The sequence below is a fragment of the Streptomyces avidinii genome (genome assembly GCF_045161815.1).
In the GTDB taxonomy this organism is placed as follows: Bacteria; Actinomycetota; Actinomycetes; order Streptomycetales; family Streptomycetaceae; genus Streptomyces; species Streptomyces avidinii.
Genome location: NZ_CP108863.1, coordinates 7,502,315 through 7,523,923, shown reverse-complemented (window position 1 = coordinate 7,523,923; position 21,609 = coordinate 7,502,315). Strand labels below are relative to the sequence as shown.

General features: G+C 72.4%; 17 protein-coding genes. 8 read left to right on the top strand and 9 right to left on the bottom strand.

Annotation, left to right across the window (positions count from 1 at the left end; genetic code table 11):
• Positions 1-211 precede the first annotated feature (211 nt).
• Both mltG and OG373_RS33870 read right to left on the bottom strand, forming a co-directional pair.
• Complete coding sequence (gene mltG, locus OG373_RS33875; RefSeq protein ID WP_405442318.1) at positions 212-1,075, bottom strand: endolytic transglycosylase MltG; 864 nt, start codon at positions 1,073-1,075, stop codon at positions 212-214.
• A 63-nt stretch (positions 1,076-1,138) separates the two neighbouring features.
• On the bottom strand, positions 1,139-2,998 hold the full coding sequence (locus tag OG373_RS33870; RefSeq protein ID WP_405442316.1) for an ABC transporter ATP-binding protein: 1,860 nt from the start codon (positions 2,996-2,998) through the stop codon (positions 1,139-1,141).
• Positions 2,999-3,198: 200 nt separating this feature from the next.
• Between OG373_RS33870 and OG373_RS33865 the strand changes: the two genes are divergently transcribed.
• From OG373_RS33865 to OG373_RS33850, 4 genes are all read left to right on the top strand, one after another.
• Positions 3,199-3,651 (top strand): MarR family winged helix-turn-helix transcriptional regulator, encoded by a 453-nt coding sequence (locus tag OG373_RS33865; protein ID WP_397734106.1) that lies wholly within the window; start codon positions 3,199-3,201, stop codon positions 3,649-3,651.
• Between the two features lie 41 nt (positions 3,652-3,692).
• Positions 3,693-6,629, top strand: coding sequence for an FAD-binding and (Fe-S)-binding domain-containing protein (locus OG373_RS33860; protein WP_405442314.1), 2,937 nt, complete (start codon positions 3,693-3,695; stop codon positions 6,627-6,629).
• A gap of 160 nt (positions 6,630-6,789) precedes the next feature.
• Positions 6,790-8,712, top strand: coding sequence for an ABC transporter transmembrane domain-containing protein (locus OG373_RS33855; protein ID WP_405442312.1), 1,923 nt, complete (start codon positions 6,790-6,792; stop codon positions 8,710-8,712).
• Positions 8,709-10,490 carry an ABC transporter ATP-binding protein gene (locus tag OG373_RS33850; protein ID WP_405442310.1) on the top strand — a complete coding sequence of 594 codons (1,782 nt, stop codon included), beginning with the start codon at positions 8,709-8,711 and terminating at the stop codon, positions 10,488-10,490. The genes OG373_RS33855 and OG373_RS33850 overlap by 4 nt, the downstream gene beginning before the upstream one ends.
• 198 nt (positions 10,491-10,688) lie before the next feature.
• Here OG373_RS33850 and OG373_RS33845 read toward each other — a convergent pair whose 3' ends face one another.
• On the bottom strand, positions 10,689-11,480 hold the full coding sequence (locus tag OG373_RS33845) for a metal-dependent hydrolase (protein ID WP_397736828.1): 792 nt from the start codon (positions 11,478-11,480) through the stop codon (positions 10,689-10,691).
• Positions 11,481-11,624: 144 nt separating this feature from the next.
• Between OG373_RS33845 and OG373_RS33840 the strand changes: the two genes are divergently transcribed.
• The 3 genes from OG373_RS33840 (at position 11,625) to OG373_RS33830 (ending at position 15,560) form a co-directional block, all read left to right on the top strand.
• Positions 11,625-14,147, top strand: coding sequence for a DEAD/DEAH box helicase (locus tag OG373_RS33840; protein WP_405442308.1), 2,523 nt, complete (start codon positions 11,625-11,627; stop codon positions 14,145-14,147).
• 79 nt (positions 14,148-14,226) lie between these two features.
• Positions 14,227-15,150 (top strand): acyl-CoA thioesterase, encoded by a 924-nt coding sequence (locus tag OG373_RS33835; RefSeq protein WP_397736823.1) that lies wholly within the window; start codon positions 14,227-14,229, stop codon positions 15,148-15,150.
• Between the two features lie 8 nt (positions 15,151-15,158).
• Entirely contained in the window at positions 15,159-15,560 is a 402-nt protein-coding gene (locus OG373_RS33830; RefSeq protein ID WP_397736820.1) for a YchJ family protein, read from the top strand.
• On the opposite strand, the gene OG373_RS33825 is transcribed toward OG373_RS33830, so the two are convergent.
• Both OG373_RS33825 and OG373_RS33820 read right to left on the bottom strand, forming a co-directional pair.
• Positions 15,524-16,339, bottom strand: coding sequence for a DUF6397 family protein (locus tag OG373_RS33825; protein ID WP_405442307.1), 816 nt, complete (start codon positions 16,337-16,339; stop codon positions 15,524-15,526). The two genes, OG373_RS33830 and OG373_RS33825, sit on opposite strands and share 37 nt — an antisense overlap.
• A gap of 104 nt (positions 16,340-16,443) precedes the next feature.
• Positions 16,444-16,842 (bottom strand): roadblock/LC7 domain-containing protein, encoded by a 399-nt coding sequence (locus OG373_RS33820; protein WP_030384197.1) that lies wholly within the window; start codon positions 16,840-16,842, stop codon positions 16,444-16,446.
• Between the two features lie 109 nt (positions 16,843-16,951).
• On the opposite strand from OG373_RS33820, the gene OG373_RS33815 reads away from it, so the two are divergent.
• A complete protein-coding gene (locus tag OG373_RS33815; protein ID WP_405442306.1) occupies positions 16,952-17,389 on the top strand; it encodes a PPOX class F420-dependent oxidoreductase in 438 nt (145 codons plus the stop codon).
• Positions 17,390-17,415: 26 nt separating this feature from the next.
• On the opposite strand, the gene OG373_RS33810 is transcribed toward OG373_RS33815, so the two are convergent.
• Genes OG373_RS33810 through OG373_RS33795 form a run of 4 tightly spaced genes read right to left on the bottom strand, consistent with a single transcriptional unit; the run spans position 17,416 to position 21,555 of the window.
• Positions 17,416-18,078: a GTP-binding protein gene (locus OG373_RS33810; protein WP_405442305.1), complete on the bottom strand. Its 663-nt coding sequence runs from the start codon at positions 18,076-18,078 to the stop codon at positions 17,416-17,418.
• Complete coding sequence (locus OG373_RS33805) at positions 18,075-18,455, bottom strand: DUF742 domain-containing protein (protein WP_405442303.1); 381 nt, start codon at positions 18,453-18,455, stop codon at positions 18,075-18,077. The genes OG373_RS33810 and OG373_RS33805 overlap by 4 nt, the downstream gene beginning before the upstream one ends.
• 17 nt (positions 18,456-18,472) lie before the next feature.
• Positions 18,473-18,916 carry a roadblock/LC7 domain-containing protein gene (locus OG373_RS33800; RefSeq protein ID WP_397736810.1) on the bottom strand — a complete coding sequence of 148 codons (444 nt, stop codon included), beginning with the start codon at positions 18,914-18,916 and terminating at the stop codon, positions 18,473-18,475.
• A complete protein-coding gene (locus tag OG373_RS33795) occupies positions 18,916-21,555 on the bottom strand; it encodes a nitrate- and nitrite sensing domain-containing protein (protein WP_405442301.1) in 2,640 nt (879 codons plus the stop codon). Before OG373_RS33795 ends, OG373_RS33800 begins: the two co-directional genes overlap by 1 nt.
• Positions 21,556-21,609: the final 54 nt, after the last annotated feature.

Sequence of the window (21,609 nt, the reverse complement as noted above, 5' to 3'; positions counted from 1 at the left end):
CCATGGCGAGCCATTTGGCGCCATGGGTGGAACAGGGGGTCCAGCTCTATATGAAACCGGCAGGTCAGATGCGGTTCTACGTTGGCACCAGCACGGGCCGGATTCCTGTGCGACCACTGATCGACAGGGGCTCGGCCCGTCACGAGCTCCGCTCGGGGGCCTTCCGGGGCAGGGAGCAGCACCCCGACGCGAGACAGCCGGCCGCCGCCGCTCATTGCGCGGCGGGACCCGCCTGCCCCGTCCGGGCGCCGGTGCTCGCGCGGAGCCGGTTGAACTCGGCCACGTGCCGCTTGTGCTCCTCGTAGGTCGCCGAGAAGCGGGTGTCGCCCGGCTTCACGGTGACGAAGAACAGCCAGTCCCCGGGGGTCGGGGCGACCGCGGCCGCCATCGCCTCCAGCCCCGGGCTGTCGATCGGCGTGGGCGGCAGGCCCTGGCGTTCGTAGGTGTTGAAGGGGCTGTCGATCCGCGTGTCGCTCAGTTTGGTGTCCACGGTGCTGCGGTTCAGCGCGTAGTTGATCGTGGAGTCCATCTGAAGGGGCATCGACTTCGCCAGCCGGTTGTGCACGACCCGGGCGACCCTGCCCATGTCGGCGCGACCCTCCGCCTCCGCCTCGATGATGCTGGCCAGGGTGGCCGTCTGGTACGGGGTCATCCCGTGGGCCTTGCCGCCGTCGGCGACGGCCTTGGTGGCGAGCTTCTCGTTCGCCGTTCGCACCATGTGCGCCAGGAGCAGGGCCGGGGTGGACTTCGAGGTCACCGGGTACGTCGCCGGGAAGAGGTACCCCTCCGGGTTCCCCTTGGCCTCCGCGGGCAGAGCCAGCCCGGCGGTGGCCACCGCCGCCTTCGTGGAGCCCGGCGGGAGCTTCAGCTGGCGGTCGACCGCGGCGTACACCTGCGGGGCCCGCCATCCCTCGGGGATCAGCAGCCGGCGTGGCGTCTCCGGCACTTCGCCACCGCGCAGCATGGGGATCAGGACGGCCGCACCGATCGCCAGCAGCGTGCCGAGGAAGAGCGCCAGCCGACCCCGGCGGGTCAGCCGGGAACGGCGCTGCGGCAGCAGATACTCATGACGCATACGGTAACGCTAACCCGCAATACGTCATATTTCCGGCATCCATCCCGTGCGCCGGTCATACGGTCACACATTCACCGGAGCCAGTTGGAGCCCCTCGGGCGGCTCGGGCGCCAGCGCGGCGTCGCGGTCCCGGCGGACCAGGGCCGCGTACCGGCCGTCCGCCTTCAGCAGCTCCTCGTGGGTGCCGCGCTCGGCGATGCGCCCGGCATCCAGGACCACGATCTGGTCGGCATCGCGGACGGTGGAGAGGCGGTGCGCGATGGTGATGGTGGTGCGGCCCGCCGAGAGGTTGTCGATGGCCTGCTGGACGGCATGCTCGGTGCGGGTGTCCAGGGCGCTGGTGGCCTCGTCCAGGATCAGCACCGGCGGGTCCCGCAGGATGGTGCGGGCGATGGCCAGGCGCTGCTTCTCACCCCCGGAGAACCGGTAGCCGCGCTCGCCGACGAGGGTGTCGTACCCGTCGGGCAGGGACACGATGTGGTCGTGGATCTGGGCCGCCCGGGCCGCGTCGGCGATCTCTTCATCGGTGGCGTCCGGCTTGGCGAAGCGCAGGTTGTCGGCGACCGAGGCGTGGAAGAGGTAGGTCTCCTGGGAGACCACGCCGATCGAGCGGGCCAGCGAGTCGAAGTCGAGGTCGCGCACGTCCACCCCGTCGAGGGCGACCCGGCCGCCGGTGACGTCGTAGAGCCGGGGCACCAGGTAGCTGAGCGTGCTCTTGCCCGAGCCGGTCGGACCGACCACGGCGAGGGAACCGCCGGCCGGAACGGTGATGTCGATCCCGGAGAGGGTCGGACCGTTCTTCGCGTCGTAGGTGAAGTGCACGTCCTCCAGGGTGACCTCGCCCTTGGCCCGGTCCAGCCGCACCGGGTCCGCGCGCTCGGTGATGTCCACCGGCAGGTCGAGGTACTCGAAGATCCGGGCGAACAGGGCGAGCGAGGTCTGTATCTGCACACCGGTCGACAGCAGGCTCACCGCGGGCCGGAACAGGCCCTGCTGGAGGGTGACGAAGGCGACGAGGGTGCCGACGGAGAGCGAGGGGGTGCCCCTCTGGAGGGCTATGCCGGCCGCCCAGTAGATGAGGGCGGGCATCGCGGCCATGACGATGCCGATGGTGGACATCCGCCAGCGCCCGGCCATGCTGGAGCGCACCTCCAGGCCGACGAGCTTCTCCGACTCCGCGGAGAAGGCCGAGGTCAGGGACTCGGAGCGACCCATGGTCCGGCCGAGCAGAATGCCGCTCACCGAGAGCGACTCGGTGACGGTCGCGGCCATGGCGGCCATCTGCTTCTGCCGCTTCGTGGTGATCCTCTTGCGCTCGCGGCCGACCCGCCGGCTGATCCACACGAAGACGGGGAGCAGGAGCAGCGAGACCAGGGTGAGCCGCCAGTCGAGCGCGAGCATGGCGACCACGGAGGCGATGACGGCCGTCAGGTTCGAGACGAGCGAGGTCGCGGTGGAGGTGACGGTGGCCTGCATGCCGCCGATGTCATTGGCGATGCGGGACTGCACCTCTCCGGTGCGGGTCCGGGTGAAGAAGGCCAGCGGCATCCGCTGGAGCTGCGCGTAGACGGCGGTGCGCAGGTCGTGCATGACGCGCTGACCGACAGTGGTGGAGATGAAGGTCTGGAGCACGCCGAACACGCTGGTGACGACGGCGGTCAGGATCATGCCGAGCGCCAGCAGGCTGAGCAGCCCGGTGCGGCCCTGCGGTATCGCGACGTCGAGTATCTCGCGGAGCATGAACGGCGAGGCGACGCCGACCAGCGAGGAGGCGCCGACCAGCAGGCCGACGACGGCGAGCCGGCCGCGGTAGGGCCGGAAGAGCCCCACGATGCGGCGCAGCTCGCGCGGCTGCTCTGCCGGGGCGGGGCGGGTGGGGTCGAGGGGGTCTTTCGATGGGATCCACTTCGGTTCGTCGCGCATGGGCGCCCTCTCGGGGGTCGGGAGTCAGAGGTCAGGAATCAGTCGTCGGAGGTCGGGCATCGGGTCGGTCTGCGTCTGTGTCTGTGTCTGTGTCTGTGTCTGTGTCTGCACGGAGGTCCCCTTCGGCACGGCCGGGCCATTGGAGCATAGGTCATTGTTACCTATGCTCACAATGAACCGCATCCTGATATTGTTCCCGCATGAGCTCCGCCTCCGACAGCGACCGCCTCCTCGCCGAACAGCTTCTACGCCTGACGCGCAGGCTCCACCGGATCCAGAAGCGCCACATGGTGCCGCTCGGAATCACTCCCGCCCAGAGTCGTTTGCTGCGCCTCGTCTCGCACTACGAGGGCGAGCAGGCACCCCGGATGGCGGATCTGGCCACCCGCCTCGAAGTCGTCCCCCGCGCGGTGACCACCCTCGTGGACGGCCTGGAGGCGGCCGGGTGCGTACGGCGCGCGCCCGACCCGGCGAACCGCCGCGTGATCCGGATCGAGCTCACCGACACCGGCCGCGCCACGCTGCGCCGTCTGCGCAACGCGCGGACCGACGCGGCGGAGGAGATCCTGGCTCCGTTGACCCCCGACCAGCGCGAGGTGCTCGGCGGTCTGCTGAACGCCCTGTCGGACGCCCCGGCGGAGCACACCTGCTGAAACGGTCCGCCCGTGGGCCGGGACGATGCGAGGGGTCGCACATGCCGCTGCTGGAACCGAAGCCGGGCGCCCTGCGCCCCCGCAGCATCGGCGGCCCCGCCCCCGACCGGGTCCCCGGGCACCGGGCCGCCGGCACGCCGGAGCCGCTGCGCACCGAGCTGGCCGGGCTGCTCGGCCCGCAGAAGGTGCTGTGGAAGGTCTCCGACCTGGTCCGCTACGCCTCCGACGCCTCCCCCTACCGCTTCGTGCCCCAGGTCGTGGTGATCGCCGAGGACGTCGACGACGTCTCCGCGGTGCTCTCGTACGCCCACGGCCGGCAGCGCGAGGTCGTCTTCCGTGCCGCGGGGACCTCCCTCAACGGCCAGGCCCAGGGAGAGGACATCCTGGTCGACGTACGCCGCCACTGGGCCGGGATCGAGGTGCTGGAGGAGGGCCGGCGGGCCCGGATCAGGCCCGGTACCACCGTGGCCCGGGCCAACGCCGCCCTCGCCCGCCACGGCCGGATCCTCGGCCCCGATCCGGCGAGCGCCATCGCGTGCACCCTCGGCGGGGTCGTCGCCAACAACGCCTCCGGAATGACGGCCGGCACCACCCGGAACTCCTACCGCACGCTCTCCTCCCTCACCTTCGTCCTGCCCGGCGGCACCGTCGTGGACACCGCCGACCCGCTCGCCGACGAGGAGCTGGCGCGCGCCGAACCGGCTCTGTGCCACGGGCTGATGGAGATCAAGCAGGAGATCGAGGCGAACCCGGCGCTGGTCGCGCGGATCCGGGCCAAGTACGAGATCAAGAACACCACCGGCTACCGCCTCGACGCCTATCTGGACGGCAACACGCCCGTCGAGATCCTGCGGGGACTCATGGTCGGCTCGGAAGGCACCCTCGGCTTCATCTCCGAGGTCGTCTTCGACACCCTCCCGCTGGACCGCGAAGTCTGCACCGCCCTGCTGTTCTTCCCCTCACTGCCCGCGGCGGCCGCCGCGGTGCCCCTGTTCAACGCGGCGGGAGCCGTCGCCGTCGAGCTGATGGACGGCAACACCCTGCGCGCCTCGGTCAGCGTCCCGGGGGTGCCCGCAGACTGGGCGGACCTGCCCCGGGCGACCACGGCCCTGCTCGTGGAGTTCCGGGCACCGGACCCGGCCGGCCGGGACGCCTGCGCGGAGCGGGCCGCCCGGGTCCTCGACGGGCTCGACCTGGTCGCCCCGGTGCCCTCGGTCACCAACACCTTCACCGACGACCCGAGGACCGTCGGCGGCTACTGGCAGGCCCGCAGGGCCTTCGTCACCGCCGTCGGCGGCGCCCGCGCCCGGGGCACCACCCTGATCACCGAGGACTTCGCGGTGCCGCCGTCCCGGCTGGCCGAAGCCTGCGAGGCGCTCCTCGCCCTCCAGGCGGAGCACGGCTTCGACGCGGCCGTCGCCGGTCACGCGGCCCACGGCAACCTGCATTTCATGCTCGCCTTCGACGCCGCGGACCCGGCCGACGTCGAGCGGTACGGGGCCTTCATGGAGGCCTTCTGCCGGCTCACCGTGGAGCGGTTCGACGGCTCCCTGAAGGCCGAGCACTCCACGGGCCGGAACATGGCCCCCTTCCTGGAACTCGAATGGGGGCCCGTCGCCACCCGGCTGATGTGGCGGACCAAGCGGCTCGTCGACCCGGAGGGGGTACTCGCCCCGCGCGTGCTCCTCGACCGCGACCCTCGGGCCCATCTACGCGGACTGAAGACGATTCCGCAGGTGGAAGCGGTGGTCGACCCCTGCATCGAGTGCGGCTTCTGCGAACCGACGTGCCCCAGCGAGGACCTGACGACCACTCCGCGCCAGCGGATCGTGCTGCGCCGCGAGATGCTGCGCCAGCAGCCCGGATCCGCCGTACTGGACGGACTGCTCGCGGCCTACGGCTACGACGCGGTGGACACCTGCGCGGCCGACTCCACCTGCCGGCTCGCCTGCCCCGTCGGCATCGACACCGGGGCGCTGATGAAGGACTTCCGCCACCGCCGGCACGGCCCGCGCGAGGAGGCCGTCGCCGCGCTGGCCGCGCGGCGGTTCGGGGCCGCCGCGTCCGCCGCCCGGCTGGCCGTTGCCGCCGCCGACCGGATCCCCTCCCGGGTCGGCGACCGGCTGCTGGAGGCGCTGACCGGGGCCGCGCGCAGGGCCGTACGTCCCGACCTGGTTCCGCAGTGGCCGGCGCGGCTCCCGGGCGCCGCCGCGCGGCGCCTGCCGCCGACCCGGCGGGTGGGCGCCGCCGCCGTGTACTACCCGGCCTGCGTGAACCGGATCTTCGGCGGCCCCGAGGGCCGGTCCGGACCCTCCCTGCCGGAGGCCGTGGTGGCCGTGTCGGAGCGGGCCGGACGGCCCGTCTGGATCCCCGGCGACCTCGGCGGCACCTGCTGCGCGACGATCTGGCACTCCAAGGGCTACGAGGCCGGCGCCCGGGTGATGGCCGACCGGATCGTCGAGGCGGCCTGGGGCTGGACGGCCGGCGGGCGGCTGCCGCTGGTCGTCGACGCCTCCTCCTGCACGCTGGGCATCGCGCGCGAGGTGGTCCCGTACCTGACCCGGGAGAACCGGGCCCTCCACGGGGAGCTGCGGATCCTCGATTCGATCGTGTGGGCCGCCGAGGAGCTGCTGCCGCGCCTGGAGGTCCGGCGCACGGTGGGGTCGGCCGTGCTTCACCCCACCTGTTCGATGCGGCACCTGGGCGACGAGGACCGGCTGCGCACGGTCGCCGAGGCGTGCGCCGAGGAGGTGGTCGTCCCCGAGGAGGCGGGCTGCTGCGCCTTCGCGGGCGACCGGGGCATGCTGCACCCGGAGCTGACGGCCTCGGCGACGGCGCGCGAGGCGGCGGAGGTGACCGCGCGGTCCTTCGACGCGCATCTGTCGGCGAACCGGATGTGCGAGGTGGGCATGGACCGGGCGACAGGGCGCAGTTACTATTCGGCCCTGCTCGAACTGGAGCGCGCCACCCGCCCGTGAGCGCCGGGGCGCGCAACCCCCGTGACCAGGCACCGCGTTGCCGCCCCGCGCCGCAAACCTGCTGGCCCGAACACTCGGTCCCCGGAAAACCGATTGCCCGGCACCGGTCCGGAAGGCGAACCTTGCACGGTTTGGACCACTCGACCAGTCATGGGGCGTCATGCAGATCAGCGATCTTCCGTATCCGGATCCAGGGGTACCCGACGCTCGTTCCGGCCCCCGGTTCCTGCTGTGGCTGGGGCGCGGTCAACTCGGCGGACAGCTCAAGAGCCTGTGCTGGGGGATGCTGCACTTCTCCGGCATCGCCGGACTGCCCTACGCCGTGGGCCTCGGGGTCGACGCGGTCGTCGACCGCGAGCCGAACCGGCTGCTGCTCGTCGGCGCACTGCTCCTGGTCATCGGCGTCGCCATCTCGGTCGGCGACGCCATGCTCCACCGCACGGCCGTCACCAACTGGATCACCGCCGCGGCGCGTGTGCAGCAGCTCCTCGCCCGCAAGACGGCGGAGCTGGGCTCCGCCCTCACCCGGCGGGTCGCGGCGGGCGAAGTGGTCGCGGTGTCCACGGGCGACGTGGAGAAGATCGGATGGTTCGTCGAGGCGGTCTCGCGCTTCCTCGCGGCCGTCTTCTCCGTCGTCCTGGTCTGCGTGGGCCTGCTGTTCTTCGCCCCCGACCTCGGTGTGGTCGTGGCCGTCGGCGTCCCGCTGATCGCCCTTGCCTCGCTGCCGCTGCTGCCGCGTGCGACCAAGCGCGCCGACATCCAGCGGGAGAAGGCGGGCAAAGCCACGGAGCTGGCCTCCGACACCGTCGCGGGCCTGCGCGTGCTGCGCGGCATCGGCGGTGAGGAGCTGTTCCTCGGGCGCTACCGCGAGGCTTCGCAGGAGGTCCGCAAGGCTGCCGTGCGCAGTGCGCGGATGTGGGCGCTGATCTCCGCGATCCAGGTGGTGCTCCCGGGCGCGCTGATGATCACGGTGGTCTGGTACGGCGCCGCGCTCGTCTCCGACGGACGCATCGCGGTGGGTGAACTCGTCGCCGCGTTCAGCGCGGTGGCCACTCTGCTCTATCCCCTCCGGCACTTCGAGGAGATCGCCATGGCGTACTCCTTCTCGCGTCCCTCCGCCAAACGGGCCGCCCGGGTGCTGTCGCTGACCCGGACGGACGCCGCCGAGCGTCCTGCGCGGGCCGAACCGGTGAAGGCACCGGCTCCGGGCGGGGACCTGTACGACCCGCAGACCGGGCTGCTGGCCCCCGCGGGCCGGTTCACCGCCGTCGTGTGCGGGGACCCGGACCTCGCGGGGCGGCTCGCCGAACGCCTCGGCGGCCACCCGATGGACGTGGCTCCGGCGGCGGACGCCGGGGCCGATGGTGCGGCCGGGGCAGGGGCCGAGGCAGGAGCCGAAGCGGAAGCAGCGGTGGGGGCGGGGGCCGGCACGGCTGCGGCGCCGTCCGTACTCCTCGGCGGGGTCGCGCTGGACGAGCTCGAACTGGACACCGCGCGCACCCTGGTGCTCGTACAGGACAAGGATCCGGTCCTGCTGTCCGGGACCCTGCGGGAGCTGTTCGACGTACCGGCCTCCGGAACGGTCGACTCGGCCGCCGCGTTGGGCGCGGCCCAGTGCGCGGATGTTCTGGACGCGCTGCTGCAGTCGGCGCCGGACGGGGTCGAGGACCCGATGGAGGCCCGGATCACCGAGCGCGGCCGGTCCCTGTCGGGCGGCCAGCGCCAGCGTCTGGCGCTGGCCCGGTCCCTGGTCACCGACCCGGAAGTCCTGGTGCTCGACGAGCCGACCTCCGCGGTCGACTCGCACACCGAGGCACGGATCGCGGACGGGATCGCGGCCCTGCGTGCCGGACGGACCACGGTGGTACTGGCGTCCTCGCCGCTGCTGCTGGACCGGGCGGACCGGGTCGTGCTCATCGACGGGGACACGGTGGCGGCGGTCGGTACCCACCGGGAGCTGCTGCACGGCGAACCGCGCTACCGGGCCGTGGTCACCCGCGAGACCGACGAGGAGCAGCGGCTCGGCGGGCTGGAACTGACAGAGCTGGCAGAAGCACTCACAGAGATCGAGGAATCCGCATGATCGGCGTGGCGCCGCCGGAGTACGATCCGGCCGCCCCGGAGTCGGCCGCGACCCTGCCCGTGGGCACGTCGGCGACCGTACAGGGCTATGTGCGCGGCCTGTTCCGGCGCCACCGGCGGGCCTTCGTGGTGCTGGTGAGTGTGAACGCGGCCGCGGTGATCGCCTCCATGGTCGGCCCCTACCTGCTGGGCCGGATCGTGGACGATCTCTCGGCGGGGGCGCGCGAGCTGCATCTGGGGCGCGTGGCACTGCTGTTCGCGGTGGCGCTGGCCGTCCAGACGTTCTTCGTCCGGCTGGTCCGGCTGCGCGGGGCGATGCTGGGCGAGGAGATGCTGGCCGATCTGCGCGAGGACTTCCTGGTGCGGTCGGTCGGCCTGCCGCCGGGCGTGCTGGAACGGGCCGGTACCGGTGATCTGCTGTCGCGGATCACCACCGACATCGACCGGCTGGCGAACGCGATGCGCCAGGCCGTGCCGCAGCTGGCCATCGGCGTGGTGTGGGCGGGACTGCTGTTCGGGGCGCTCGCGGTGACCGCGCCGCCGCTGGCGCTGGCCGCGCTGGTGGCGCTGCCGGTGCTGGTGATCGGCTGCCGCTGGTACTTCCGGCGGGCGCCGTCGGCGTACCGCTCGGAGGCGGCCGGCTACGCGGCGGTCTCGGCCGTGCTCACCGAGACGGTGGACGCGGGCCGCACGGTCGAGGCGCACCGCCTCGGGCCGGAGCGGATCGCGCTGTCGGAGCGGCGGATCTCGCAGTGGGTCGCGTGGGAGCGGTACACGCTCTTCCTGCGGACGGTCCTCTTCCCCGTCATCAACGTCACCTTCGTGACCATCCTCGGGTCGGTGCTGCTCATCGGCGGCTTCTGCGTGCTGCAGGGCTGGATGTCGGTCGGGCAGCTGACCACGGGTGCGCTGCTGGCCCAGATGCTGGTCGACCCGATCGGTCTGATCCTGCGCTGGTACGACGAACTGCAGGTCGCCCAGGTCTCGCTGGGCCGCCTGGTGGGCGTACGGGAGATCGAACCGGACGCGGGGGACGCGAAGGTGGCGCCCGAGGGCCGGGACGTACGGGCGCAGGAGGTCCACTTCGGCTACCGGGAGGGCATGGACGTCCTGCACCAGGTGTCCATGTCCGTGCCGCCGGGCACCCGGATGGCGCTGGTCGGGCCCTCGGGCGCGGGCAAGTCCACTCTGGGCCGGCTGCTCGCGGGGATCTACGCCCCGCGTACCGGCGAGGTCACCCTCGGCGGGGCGCGGCTGTCGCGGATGCCCGCGGAGCGGGTGCGCGAGCACGTGGCCCTGGTCAATCAGGAGCACCACGTGTTCGTGGGCACGCTGCGGGACAACCTCCGCCTCGCGCGGACGGGCGCCGGCGACGCCGAGCTGTGGGCGGCACTGGGCGCGGTGGACGCCGACGGCTGGGCCCGGGCCATGGGGGCCGGGCTGGACACGGAGGTCGGTTCCGGCGGCACGGCGCTGACCCCGGCGCAGGCCCAGCAGATCGCGCTGGCCCGACTGGTGCTGGCGGACCCGCACACGCTGGTACTGGACGAGGCCACCTCGCTGCTGGACCCGCGCGCGGCCCGGCACCTGGAGCGCTCGCTGGCCCGGGTGCTGGACGGCCGAACGGTCATCGCCATCGCCCACCGGCTGCACACCGCGCACGACGCGGATGTGATCGCGGTGGTCGAGGCCGGCCGGATCAGCGAACTCGGCTCGCACGACGAGCTGGTCGCGGCCGACGGGGCGTACGCGGCCCTGTGGCGGTCCTGGCACGGCTGAGCCGGACCACGCGTGTCGGCGAGCGCCGGGTGAAGGGCGGCGGGCGGGACCAGGTCCCGCCCGCCGCCCTTCACCGTCCGGCCCCTGCGTCTTGTCTCTGCATCCGGTATCGGCGTCCGATATCTGCCTCCGGTCAGATCATGGACTCCCGGGGAGGGCCTGAGCAGACGGCCTCGGACGCGGCGGCCCGGCGGTGTTTCAGATGAAGCCGAGGGCCGAGGCGCCCCCGAAGCCTCCCAGCAGGATGAAGACCGGCATCAGGACCTTGAGCTCCACCCAGCTGCCGGCCCGGAAGCGCAGCGCCTTGGGCGGGCCGATCGGGTACCAGCGCTTGCCGGCGATCGGCAGCGGCCACAGGACCGGGCAGCCGGATACCGTGAGCGCGTCGCCGATGTCGTGGACCAGGGCCCCGAGAACGATCGGCAGGCCGAGCCAGAGGTACTCCTGGCCCGGTCCGGTGAACAGCCAGTTCGCTCCGTTGCCGGGCTGGTCCAGCACCCCGGCCAGGATCCACGCGCTGGTCGCGCCGAGCAGCCAGACCAGGACGTCGCTCGACATCCGGGCCGCCCGCCACAGCAGGCCCTCGACCGCCAGCACCAGGTGCACGAAGAGCAGTGCGAGCACGCCCCAGCGCTCGGCGGTGACGGCGAGAGCGGAGGCGCCGCCGCCGATCAGCACGGCCCAGAGCCAGGTGTGCGTCAGGGTGCGGTGACCGCCGGTGCGGCGGGCGTCCTTCTTGGAGCGGGTGCCCTTGTAGACGGCGTAGGAGATCTTGTCGACCACCTCGCACAGCCCCTTGGAGAGGGGGCCGAAGGCGCGGGAGATCGTCGCCGACTTGTGATCCAGGTCGGGGGCGAGGGCCGCCCCTGCGCAGATCAGCGCGCCGACGACGAGGACGGGCCAGGGCATGGGGTGTCCGGCGGCCGCGGTGGCCGCGCCCACCCCCAGCCAGGCCGCTGCCCCGGACAGTGAGTGCGCCGGACCCATCATGGTCGTTTCCCGCCCCGCTGGTGTGTGGTCGGGCCCGGTCGACTGTTTCTTTCGGGCCGCATCGACGGCACAGCGTACCGTCGGTGATCTTCATCCCGTCCGCCGGTTCCCTGATCCGGGGGGAAGCCAGGCAAGATGGGGGGTGTGACCCTCATTGATCAGCTCCCGCCGAACGCCGACCCCGACGCACTCTTCGAGGCTTTCTCCTCGTGGGCGGAGGACCAGGGCATCACCCTGTACCCGGCTCAGGAGGAGGCGCTGATCGAGGTCGTCTCCGGGGCGAACGTGATCCTTTCCACCCCGACCGGCTCCGGCAAGAGCCTGGTCGCGGCCGGTGCGCACTTCACCGCCCTGGCCCAGGACAAGGTCACCTTCTACACCGCCCCGATCAAGGCGCTGGTGTCGGAGAAGTTCTTCGACCTGTGCAAGCTCTTCGGCACCGAGAACGTCGGCATGCTGACCGGCGACGCCTCCGTGAACGCGGACGCCCCGGTGATCTGCTGCACCGCCGAGGTGCTGGCCTCCATCGCCCTGCGTGACGGCAAGCACGCCGACATCGGCCAGGTCGTGATGGACGAGTTCCACTTCTATGCCGAGCCGGACCGCGGCTGGGCCTGGCAGATCCCGCTGCTGGAGCTGCCGCAGGCACAGTTCATCCTGATGTCGGCGACCCTCGGCGACATGAAGCGGTTCGAGGAGGACCTGACCCGGCGCACCGGCCGGCCCACTTCGGTGGTCCGTTCCGCGACCCGGCCCGTCCCGCTCTCGTACGAGTACGTCACGACGCCGATCACCGACACGATCACCGAGCTGCTGGAGACCCGGCAGGCCCCGGTCTACATCGTGCACTTCACCCAGGCCCAGGCGGTCGAGCGGGCGCAGTCGCTGATGAGCATCAACATGTGCACGCGCGAGGAGAAGGACAAGATCGCCGAGCTGATCGGCAACTTCCGCTTCACCACCAAGTTCGGCCAGAACCTCTCCCGCTACGTCCGGCACGGCATCGGTGTGCACCACGCCGGCATGCTGCCCAAGTACCGCCGCCTGGTCGAGAAGCTCGCGCAGGCCGGTCTGCTGAAGGTCATCTGCGGTACGGACACCCTCGGGGTCGGCGTCAACGTCCCGATCCGCACGGTGCTGTTCACCGCCCTCACCAAGTACGACGGCAACCGGGTGCGCACGTTGCGCGCCCGCGAGTTCCACCAGATCGCCGGACGCGCCGGACGGGCCGGCTTCGACACCGCGGGCTACGTGGTCGCGCAGGCACCCGAGCACGTCATCGAGAACGAGAAGGCCCTCGCGAAGGCGGGCGACGACCCGAAGAAGCGCCGCAAGGTGGTGCGCAAGAAGGCTCCCGAGGGCTTCGTCGCCTGGTCGGACACCACCTTCGAGAAGCTCATCGCCGCCGACCCGGAGGCGCTGACCTCGCGCTTCAAGGTCACCAACATCATGCTGCTGTCGGTGATCGCCCGGCCGGGCGACGCCTTCAAGGCGATGCGCCACCTCCTGGAGGACAACCACGAGCCGCGCAAGGCCCAGCTGCGGCACATCCGCCGGGCCATCGCGATCTACCGCTCGCTGCTGGACGGCGGCGTGGTCGAGAAGCTCGACACCCCGGACGCGGAGGGCCGCACCATCCGGCTCACCGTCGACCTCCAGCAGGACTTCGCGCTCAACCAGCCGCTGTCCACCTTCGCCCTGGCCTCCTTCGACCTGCTGGACCCGGAGTCCCCTTCCTACGCGCTGGACATGGTGTCCGTCGTGGAGTCCACCCTGGACGACCCGCGCCAGATCCTGGCCGCCCAGCAGAACAAGGAACGCGGTATCCAGGTCGGCCAGATGAAGGCCGACGGGATCGAGTACGAGGAGCGGATGGAGCGGCTCCAGGACGTCACCTATCCCAAGCCGCTCGAAGAGCTGCTCTTCCACGCCTACGACGTGTACGCCAAGAGCCACCCGTGGGTGCGCGACCACCCGGTCTCCCCGAAGTCGATCATCCGCGACATGTACGAACGCGCGATGACCTTCACCGAGTTCACCTCCTTCTACGAGCTGGCCCGCACCGAGGGCATCGTGCTGCGCTACCTGGCCGGCGCGTTCAAGGCGCTGGACCACACCATCCCCGACGACCTCAAGTCCGAGGACCTCCAGGACCTGATCGCCTGGCTCGGCGAACTGGTCCGCCAGGTCGACTCCAGCCTGCTCGACGAGTGGGAGCAGCTGGCGAACCCGGAGGTGGAGACGGCGGAGCAGGCCCAGGAGAAGGCCGACCAGGTCAAGCCGGTCACCGCGAACGCCCGCGCCTTCCGGGTCCTGGTCCGCAACGCCATGTTCCGCCGGGTGGAGCTGGCCGCCCTGGACCACGTCAACGTGCTGGGCGAGCTGGACTCCGAGTCCGGCTGGGACGCGGACGCCTGGGGCGAGGCAATGGACGGGTACTGGGACGAGTACGACGACCTGGGCACGGGCCCCGACGCGCGCGGCCCCAAGCTGCTGCAGATCGAGGAGGACCCGGCGCACGGCCTGTGGCGCGTCCGGCAGACCTTCGCCGACCCCAACGGGGACCATGGCTGGGGCGTCAGCGCCGAGGTGGACCTGGCCGCCTCCGACGAGGAGGGCCGGGCGGTCATCCGGGTCACCTCGGTCGGCGAGCTCGGGGCACTCTGACCGCCTGCCGCCGCCCGCCGTAACCGCCCGCCCTGCCCGACCCGCCCGACCCGCCGGACCCGACAGTGGAGATCCTCTGATGACGAACCCCGCCGAGAGACTGGTCGATCTGCTCGATCTGGAGCAGATCGAGGTCAACATCTTCCGCGGTGCCAGCCCGCAGGAGTCCCTCCAGCGCGTCTTCGGCGGCCAGGTCGCCGGCCAGGCGCTGGTGGCCGCGGGGCGCACCGTCGAGAGCGACCGCCCGGTCCACTCGCTGCACGCGTACTTCCTGCGCCCCGGCATCCCCGGGGTGCCGATCGTGTACCAGGTGGAGCGGGTGCGCGACGGGCGGTCCTTCACCACGCGCCGGGTCACCGCGGTCCAGCAGGGCAAGACGATCTTCAATCTCACCGCCTCCTTCCATCATCCGGAGGAGGGCGGCATCGAGCACCAGTTGCCTCCTCACCACGTCCCTCACCCGGACACGCTCCCCAAGCTCGCGGACGAGATCCGCGAGCACCTCGGGGCGCTGCCGGAGGCACTGGAGCGGATGGCCCGCCGCCAGCCCTTCGACATCCGGTACGTCAACCGGCTCCGCTGGACTCCCGAGGAGCTCAAGGGGTCCGATCCCCGCAGCGCGGTGTGGATGCGTGCCGTCGGCCCGCTGGGCGACGACCCGCTCATCCACACCTGCGCCCTCACCTACGCCAGTGACATGACCCTCCTCGATGCCGTGCGCATCCCGGTGGAACCCCTGTGGGGCATGCGCGGTTTCGACATGGCCTCGCTGGACCACGCCATGTGGTTCCACCGGCCCTTCCGGGCGGACGAGTGGTTCCTGTACGACCAGGAGTCGCCCATCGCGCACGGCGGCCGGGGGCTGGCCCGGGGCCGCATCTACGACGTGGAGGGCAGGTTGCTGGTGTCCGTGGTCCAGGAGGGGCTCTTCCGTCCCTACGCCGCCAAGCCGTCCCGGTCGGCAAAGCCGGTCCAGCAGTCCGAGCCCACTCCGGAGAACTGAGCACACCCATGTCCACCCCTGCCCTCCCCTGCCCCTGCGGGCTGCCCGCCGCCTACCCGGAGTGCTGCGGCCGCTTCCACTCCGGTGCCGGGTCGGCCCCCACCGCCGAGCTGCTGATGCGCTCCCGGTTCAGCGCGTTCGCCGTGGGCGACACCGCCTACCTGCTGCGTTCCTGGCACCCCACCACCCGTCCGGCCCGCCTCGATCTGGATCCCGAACAGCGCTGGGAGCGGCTGGAGATCCTCGCCACCGAGCGCGGCGGCATGTTCGAGACCGAGGGCTCGGTGGAGTTCCGCGCCCACTACCGCGAGGGCCGGCACACCGGCTCCCTGCACGAGCACAGCAGCTTCTCCCGCGAGGCGGGGGCCTGGGTCTACGTCGGCCCCCTCTCCCCCGTCGACTTCGACTGATCCCGCGCCCCCGTGAGGGCGAAGTCCAGGCTGGTGCGGTACCAGTGGATCTCGTCCGGGGTCCCGGCCTCCAGCAGGCGCAGCGCCACCGCCGCGGCCGCCGGTACCTGCGGATGCCCGTACGGCGGGGGCGGGGCGAGGGCGGCCAGCACGATCCGCTCCGCGGGGTCGGGCACGGCCTCGCGCAGCTCGTCCTCGGGAAGCACGGAGGCCAGTACGGCGGCGCGCTCCCAGGGGTCTGCGGTTCGTCCCAGCAACAGCCCGACGTGCCGCCCGCGCCACTTGCGCGGGCGCAGGTCCGCCCCGGCCGCCATCAACTCGCGGTCCTCCGGGGGCGCGACCCCGCGCAGCATCCCTGGCTCCCGCGCGGCGAAGCCCCGTAGCTCCGCGGTCAGATAGAGCCACACCACCGCCCGGTACCGGTTGATGCGGTAGCCCACCGGGGTCACGTGGCCGCAGCGCGCGAGCCGTGTGAAGCGGCTCGGGCCGACCCCCACCACCTCGGCCGCGGCCTGCGCCCCGGCCACCGTCTCGACCCGCTCGCGCAGCGCCTCCGGCGGGCCTGCCGCCGACCTGACGCGGTCCAGCTCGGCCCGTGCGTAGCGCGCGGCCCCGCCGAGCGTCCGCGGCCCGGCCCGTACGATCCCCAATTGGACGGCCCTGGCGAACTCGCTTCGGCTCAGGCCCAGTTCACCGGCGGCCTGCACGCCGCCCACCAGTACGTCCGCAGCCGCCTCGGCCACGCCGTCCCGCAGCACGGTTCCCGTCTGCATCGTCATCACGGTCTCCCCCACGAGCAGTAATTACTCTGTGTGAAGACCGTAACCGTGAGCGACGACATCGCGCGAGGCCTGTGGACAACCTCCCTCGAACGTCGCCCGGATCAGCCGCCGGTGATACGGCGCTCCGCCACTCCCAGGTGCTCGCCCACCCGGTTGACCAGCAGCGTCATCTCGTACGCGACCTGACCGATGTCCGCCTCGGCGGCGCTCAGCACGCACAGGCTGCTGCCGGCGCCCGCCGCCATGACGAAGAGCACCCCCTCGTCGTACTCGACCATCGTCTGGCGCACCTCACCGGCCCTGAAGTGCCGGCCCGACCCCTTCGCGAGGCTCTGCAGGCCGGCCGCCACGGCCGCCAGGTGTTCCGCGTCCTCCCGCGCCAGCCCCGCGCTCGCCCCCGTGACCAGGCCGTCGTTGGACAGCACCACCGCGTGCCGCACCTGCTGGACCCTGCGCGTCAGGTCGTCCAGCAGCCAGTCCAGTTGCTTGTCCAGTGCCATTCCCAGCCCCTCCCCGTCGACGCCGGCCGGTTGGCCGTCGCGCCCCACCCCGCGTACTCGTGCCGCAAGCCTTCCCCACCAGCGCCTTTCGGGCAAGGAGGATGTCCCCATGGCGAAGAAGATGACTCAAGAGGAATGGCGGGCTTTCGTCTCCCACTCCACCCGCACCGGAAAACTCTCCACCGTGTCCGCGGACGGGAGCCCGCACGTCGCTCCCATCTGGTTCGTACTCGATGGCGATTCCTTCGTTTTCAACACCGGAAAGGACACCGTCAAGGGGCGCAACCTCGCCCGCGACGGCCGGGTCGCGCTCTGCGTGGACGACGACCGGCCGCCCTTCTCCTTCGTCGTCCTCCAGGGCCGCGCCGAGATCAGCGGGTACAGCGACGACACGGACGAAATGCTCACCTGGGCCACCCGGATCGGCGCCCGCTACATGGGCGAGGAGCACGGCGAAGCCTTCGGCCGCCGCAACGCCGTCCCGACCGAGCTCCTCGTCAGGGTCCCGATCGACAAGGTGATCGCGCTCGCCGGCCTCACCGACTGACACCCGCCCCGTCGCACCGGGCCGGTTCACACGGAATCGGCCTGCGGCTCCACCGAGTCCAACAGCCGGGCGGTGTGCACCCGCCCGGCGTACTCGACCAGCCTGATCAGCACTTCCTTCCCCGAGTCCCGGTCCCTCGCATCACACAGCACCACGGGCGTCCCCTGCTCCAGGTCCAGTGCCCGCGACACGTCGTGCGCCCCGTACCGCCGCGCGTCCGCGAAGCAGTTGACGGCCACGACGAACGGGATGCGCCGGTGCTCGAAGTAGTCCACCGCCGGAAAGCAGTCCTCCAGCCGCCGCGTGTCGGCGAGCACGACCGCGCCCAGTGCACCCTGCGACAGCTCGTCCCACAGGAACCAGAACCGGTCCTGCCCCGGCGTGCCGAACAGGTACAGCGACAGACCGGACCGGATGGTGATCCGGCCGAAGTCCATGGCCACGGTCGTGGTCGTCTTCTGGGCCACGCCGCCCGTGTCGTCGACCAGTTCGCCGGCCTCGCTCAGAGCCTCCTCCGTCCGCAGCGGCCGGATCTCGCTGACCGCGCCCACCAGCGTGGTCTTGCCCACCCCGAACCCGCCCGCCACCAGGATCTTCAGCGCGAGCGCGGCCAGTTCGGGGTCCTCCCCGGGACCGGGATCCACATCCGGCGCAGCTCCGGCAGTTCGGTCGTCATGCTGTCCCATCAAAGCGCTCGCAATCCCTCGATGACTTCACGCAAAATCCGCTCGTCCGGCAGTTGTGCGGGCGGTACGGGCCGGCTGACCTTCACATGTCCGCCCTCCAGCAGGTCGCCGAGCAGCACCCGCACCACCCCCACGGGCAGGTCGGCGTCCGCGGCGAGTTCGGCCACCGACTGGGTCTCGGCCCGGCAGAGCCCGAGCAGGGCCCGGTGCTCGGGTCCCATCAGTGACTCGGCCGCCGCGTCCGCGCCCTCCGGGTCGACCGCGACCAGCGCGATCAGGTCGAAGCGGACCCCGTGGGGTCCCGGCTTCGTACGGCCGCCGGTCATCGCGTACGGACGGACGAGCGGGCCCGCGTCGGCGTCGTACCACTGGCCATTCATGTGCCGGACCGCCGCGCTCAGCCGGCGGCCGGCGGGCGCGCCGCGAACCGGGGCGGGGTGTAGAGGTGCTCGCCGACCCGCTTCACCAGCCGGGCCATCTCGTAGGCGATCAGGCCGATGTCGGCGCTGGCGGCGCTGAGCACGGCCAGGCAGGAGCCGTCGCCGGCGGCCGCGACGAAGAGGAGGCCCTCGTCCATCTCGACCATCGTCTGGCGCACGCCCCCGGCGTGGAAGTGCCGGCCCGCGCCCTTGGCCAGGCTGTGAAAGCCCGAGGCCACCGCCGCCAGGTGCTCGGCGTCCTCCCTGCTGAGTGCGCTGGAGGCGCCCACCGCCAGGCCGTCGTTGGAGAGGACCACGGCGTGCCGGACCTCGCGGACCCGGTGCACCAGGTCGTCGAGCAGCCAGTCCAGTTCACCGGACCTGCGGCCGCCGTCGAGGTCGATTCTTTGGTGTTCGATCATCACACTTCTCCTTCGCTGCCTGCATGAGGGGAGTTCTCCTGCTCACCGCGGACCCAGCCGGCCCGGTAGGCCGCCATCCGGTCCCGGGCCTGCTCCGGGCTGCGGCCCGGCGGCTCGGGGAGGCGGGAAGCGGCCGGGTCCTCGGCGGCGGGCGCCTCCCGGAGCTGGGGTACGAGGCTGGCCTGACGCACCCGGCGCGGCAGTTCCGTCACCGAGGCCGGGGGCGCCACGGCGGACTGGGGACGACCGGCCGCGCCACCGGGGGCACGCGGCCGCAGCGAGGCCACCGGAGCCGGGCGCGGTTCCTCGCGTACGGGGTCCGGTGTCCGGGCCGCGGTCGGTACGGGGGCGTGCGCGTTCTCCCGTACGACGGTCATGGCGGGTGGTTGCTCGGCCATGATGACCACCTTCGGAGCCGCCTTGGGGGCCGCCGTCGGGGCTGCCTTCGGTGCTTCCTTCGATGCTGCGGCCGGGGCCTCGACGGGCGTCTGCGGCACGGGCGCCGCCCCGGGTTCGCAAGCCGTCGCGGAGGCTGCGGCCCGGGCGGACCGCGGGGCAGCCTGGGCGGACCGCCCCGGGGCGGCGCCGGCCGTGATCGCGCCCTGGAGCACGGAGTTCGGCAGGAGCACCACCGCAGTGGTGCCTCCGTAGGGCGAGGTGCGCAGGTGCACCTTCACTCCGTGGCGGGCCGAGAGGCGGCTGACCACGAAGAGCCCGAGCCGGTCGCTGTCGAAGAGGTCGAGGGACTCGGACTGCTCGATGCGCCGGTTGGCGTCGCTCAGGGATTCGCGGCCCATGCCGAGTCCGCGGTCCTCGACCTCCAGGACGTAGCCGGTCCCGACGGGTTCGCCGCTGACCCGGACCTTGGTGTGCGGCGGGGAGAACTGCGCCGCGTTCTCGATGAGTTCGGCGAGCAGGTGGGTGAGGTCGGCCACGGCGCCCCCGACCACGGCGGCCTCGGCGAGCTGGCGGACCTCGACCCGCGGGTAGTCCTCGATCTCGGAGACCGCGGCCCGCACGACGTTCGTGAGGGGGACCGGCATCCGCCAGGCCCGGCCGGGAGCGGCGCCCGACAGGATGATCAGACTTTCCGCGTGCCGGCGCATCCGCGTGGTCAGGTGGTCGAGGCGGAAGAGGTCGCCGAGCTCGTTCGGATCGTCGGCGCGTCGTTCCATCGAGTCGAGCAGGGTGAGCTGCTTGTGCACGAGGACCTGGCTGCGGCGGGCGAGGTTGACGAAGACTCCGGAGATCCCGCTGGCGAGTTCCGCGCGCTCCACGGCGGCGCTGAGCGCGGCCCGGTGGACGGTGCCCAGTGCCTCGCCGACCTGGGTGATCTCGTCCTCGGCCGGCGGTCCGGGCGGGGTCTCGGCGGCCACGTCGATCTCCTCGCCGGCGCGCAGCCGTTCCATCGCCTGCGGCAGTTTGCGGTGGGCGATCTCCAGGGCGGTGTTGCGCAGCGAGACGAGTTCGACGACCAGGGCCCGGCCGATCCGCACCGAGATGACGAGGGACGCGGCGACGGCCACCAGCCCCAGCAGTACCGCGGCCCCCGCCGGGGTGAGCGCGCCCTCGGCGAAGGGGTCGGCGCGGTCGGCGGCCTCGGCGTGCGCGGTCTCCTCGATCTCGCGCATCGAGGAGGCGATGGCGTTGTGGGCGCCCTCCCAACCGGCGGGCGCCCCGCGGCTCTCCTTGGAGGTGCCGGCGGCCAGCGCCCGGTCCTCGGCACCGGTGAGGTCGGCGTAGGCGGCGCTCTTGCCGGCGGACTCCCAGGCGGCCTGCTGGGCGGCGGGAAGGTCGCGGGCCGCGGCGTCGGTGAGCGCGCGGCGGGACTCGATGGCGCCGGTCAGCTGCCGAAGCGATTCGGCGGTGCGCGGGCCCGGGGCGGCGAGCAGCGCGTCCTCGCGGGACAGCAGTTCCGCGGCGCGGCCGAATTCGAGCAGGACGCGGGCCTCGGGGCCCAGTTCGGCATCCTCCCCGCCGGTCAGGGCGCCGCCGACGGCGAAGGCGGAGTCGACGACGCGGGTGTAGATCGCGTAGGCCGCCTCGGGGGTGGCGCGGCGGTCGGTGATGTCCTTGCGCGAGGATCCCAGGCCTTCGGCGGCGACGACGAACGCCTCCAGCCGGACCACGATGTCGGAGCGGTAGTCGCCGGAGTCCGCGACGGTGTGGCGGTCGCCGAGCCGCAGCCGCTGGACGGCGGCGTCGGTGCGGCGGGCCTGCTGGTCCAGGGTGCCCGGGTCGGCGGCGGGGTCGGCCAGAAGGCGGACGGCGGCGCGGCGTTCGGCCTGCAACTCGGTGACGGCGGCGGTGACCGGGGTGCGTATCTCGGCGTCGACCTGGTGGATACGGCCGATCCGGGCCATGTCCTGGGCGGCGTTGACGGTCGCGAAGGCCCAGAGGGCCAGGAGCGAGACGACCGGGACCATCAGCAGCGAGACGATCTTGGCGCGGACGGTGGCGGGGCGCAGCCGCAGTCGTACCCGGGGTCCGCCCCCGCGCGGGGCGGGCGGCTGGGGCGGGTCGGGCCGGAGTTCCGCCGGTTCCTCGGCGGGCGGCCCGGCGTGGGCCCGGCGGCCGCGTGCCGGGGGCGCGGGCAGCCGCGGCGCCGCTGCTTCCGGTTTTCTGCGGGGTGTTCGCATGGGCTCCTCGTTCCGGGGCGGTGCCTACGGGTGCGGTACGGCGGTGATGTGGGG

Excerpts from the sequence above, each read along its gene's own strand:
- mltG (WP_405442318.1), bottom strand. The coding sequence starts at position 1,075 with ATGCGTCATGAGTATCTGCTGCCGCAGCGCCGTTCCCGGCTGACCCGC.
- OG373_RS33870 (WP_405442316.1), bottom strand. The coding sequence starts at position 2,998 with ATGCGCGACGAACCGAAGTGGATCCCATCGAAAGACCCCCTCGACCCC.
- OG373_RS33865 (WP_397734106.1), top strand. The coding sequence starts at position 3,199 with ATGAGCTCCGCCTCCGACAGCGACCGCCTCCTCGCCGAACAGCTTCTA.
- OG373_RS33860 (WP_405442314.1), top strand. The coding sequence starts at position 3,693 with ATGCCGCTGCTGGAACCGAAGCCGGGCGCCCTGCGCCCCCGCAGCATC.
- OG373_RS33855 (WP_405442312.1), top strand. The coding sequence starts at position 6,790 with ATGCAGATCAGCGATCTTCCGTATCCGGATCCAGGGGTACCCGACGCT.
- OG373_RS33850 (WP_405442310.1), top strand. The coding sequence starts at position 8,709 with ATGATCGGCGTGGCGCCGCCGGAGTACGATCCGGCCGCCCCGGAGTCG.
- OG373_RS33845 (WP_397736828.1), bottom strand. The coding sequence starts at position 11,480 with ATGATGGGTCCGGCGCACTCACTGTCCGGGGCAGCGGCCTGGCTGGGG.
- OG373_RS33835 (WP_397736823.1), top strand. The coding sequence starts at position 14,227 with ATGACGAACCCCGCCGAGAGACTGGTCGATCTGCTCGATCTGGAGCAG.
- OG373_RS33830 (WP_397736820.1), top strand. The coding sequence starts at position 15,159 with ATGTCCACCCCTGCCCTCCCCTGCCCCTGCGGGCTGCCCGCCGCCTAC.
- OG373_RS33825 (WP_405442307.1), bottom strand. The coding sequence starts at position 16,339 with ATGACGATGCAGACGGGAACCGTGCTGCGGGACGGCGTGGCCGAGGCG.
- OG373_RS33820 (WP_030384197.1), bottom strand. The coding sequence starts at position 16,842 with ATGGCACTGGACAAGCAACTGGACTGGCTGCTGGACGACCTGACGCGC.
- OG373_RS33815 (WP_405442306.1), top strand. The coding sequence starts at position 16,952 with ATGGCGAAGAAGATGACTCAAGAGGAATGGCGGGCTTTCGTCTCCCAC.
- OG373_RS33805 (WP_405442303.1), bottom strand. The coding sequence starts at position 18,455 with ATGAATGGCCAGTGGTACGACGCCGACGCGGGCCCGCTCGTCCGTCCG.
- OG373_RS33800 (WP_397736810.1), bottom strand. The coding sequence starts at position 18,916 with ATGATCGAACACCAAAGAATCGACCTCGACGGCGGCCGCAGGTCCGGT.
- OG373_RS33795 (WP_405442301.1), bottom strand. The coding sequence starts at position 21,555 with ATGCGAACACCCCGCAGAAAACCGGAAGCAGCGGCGCCGCGGCTGCCC.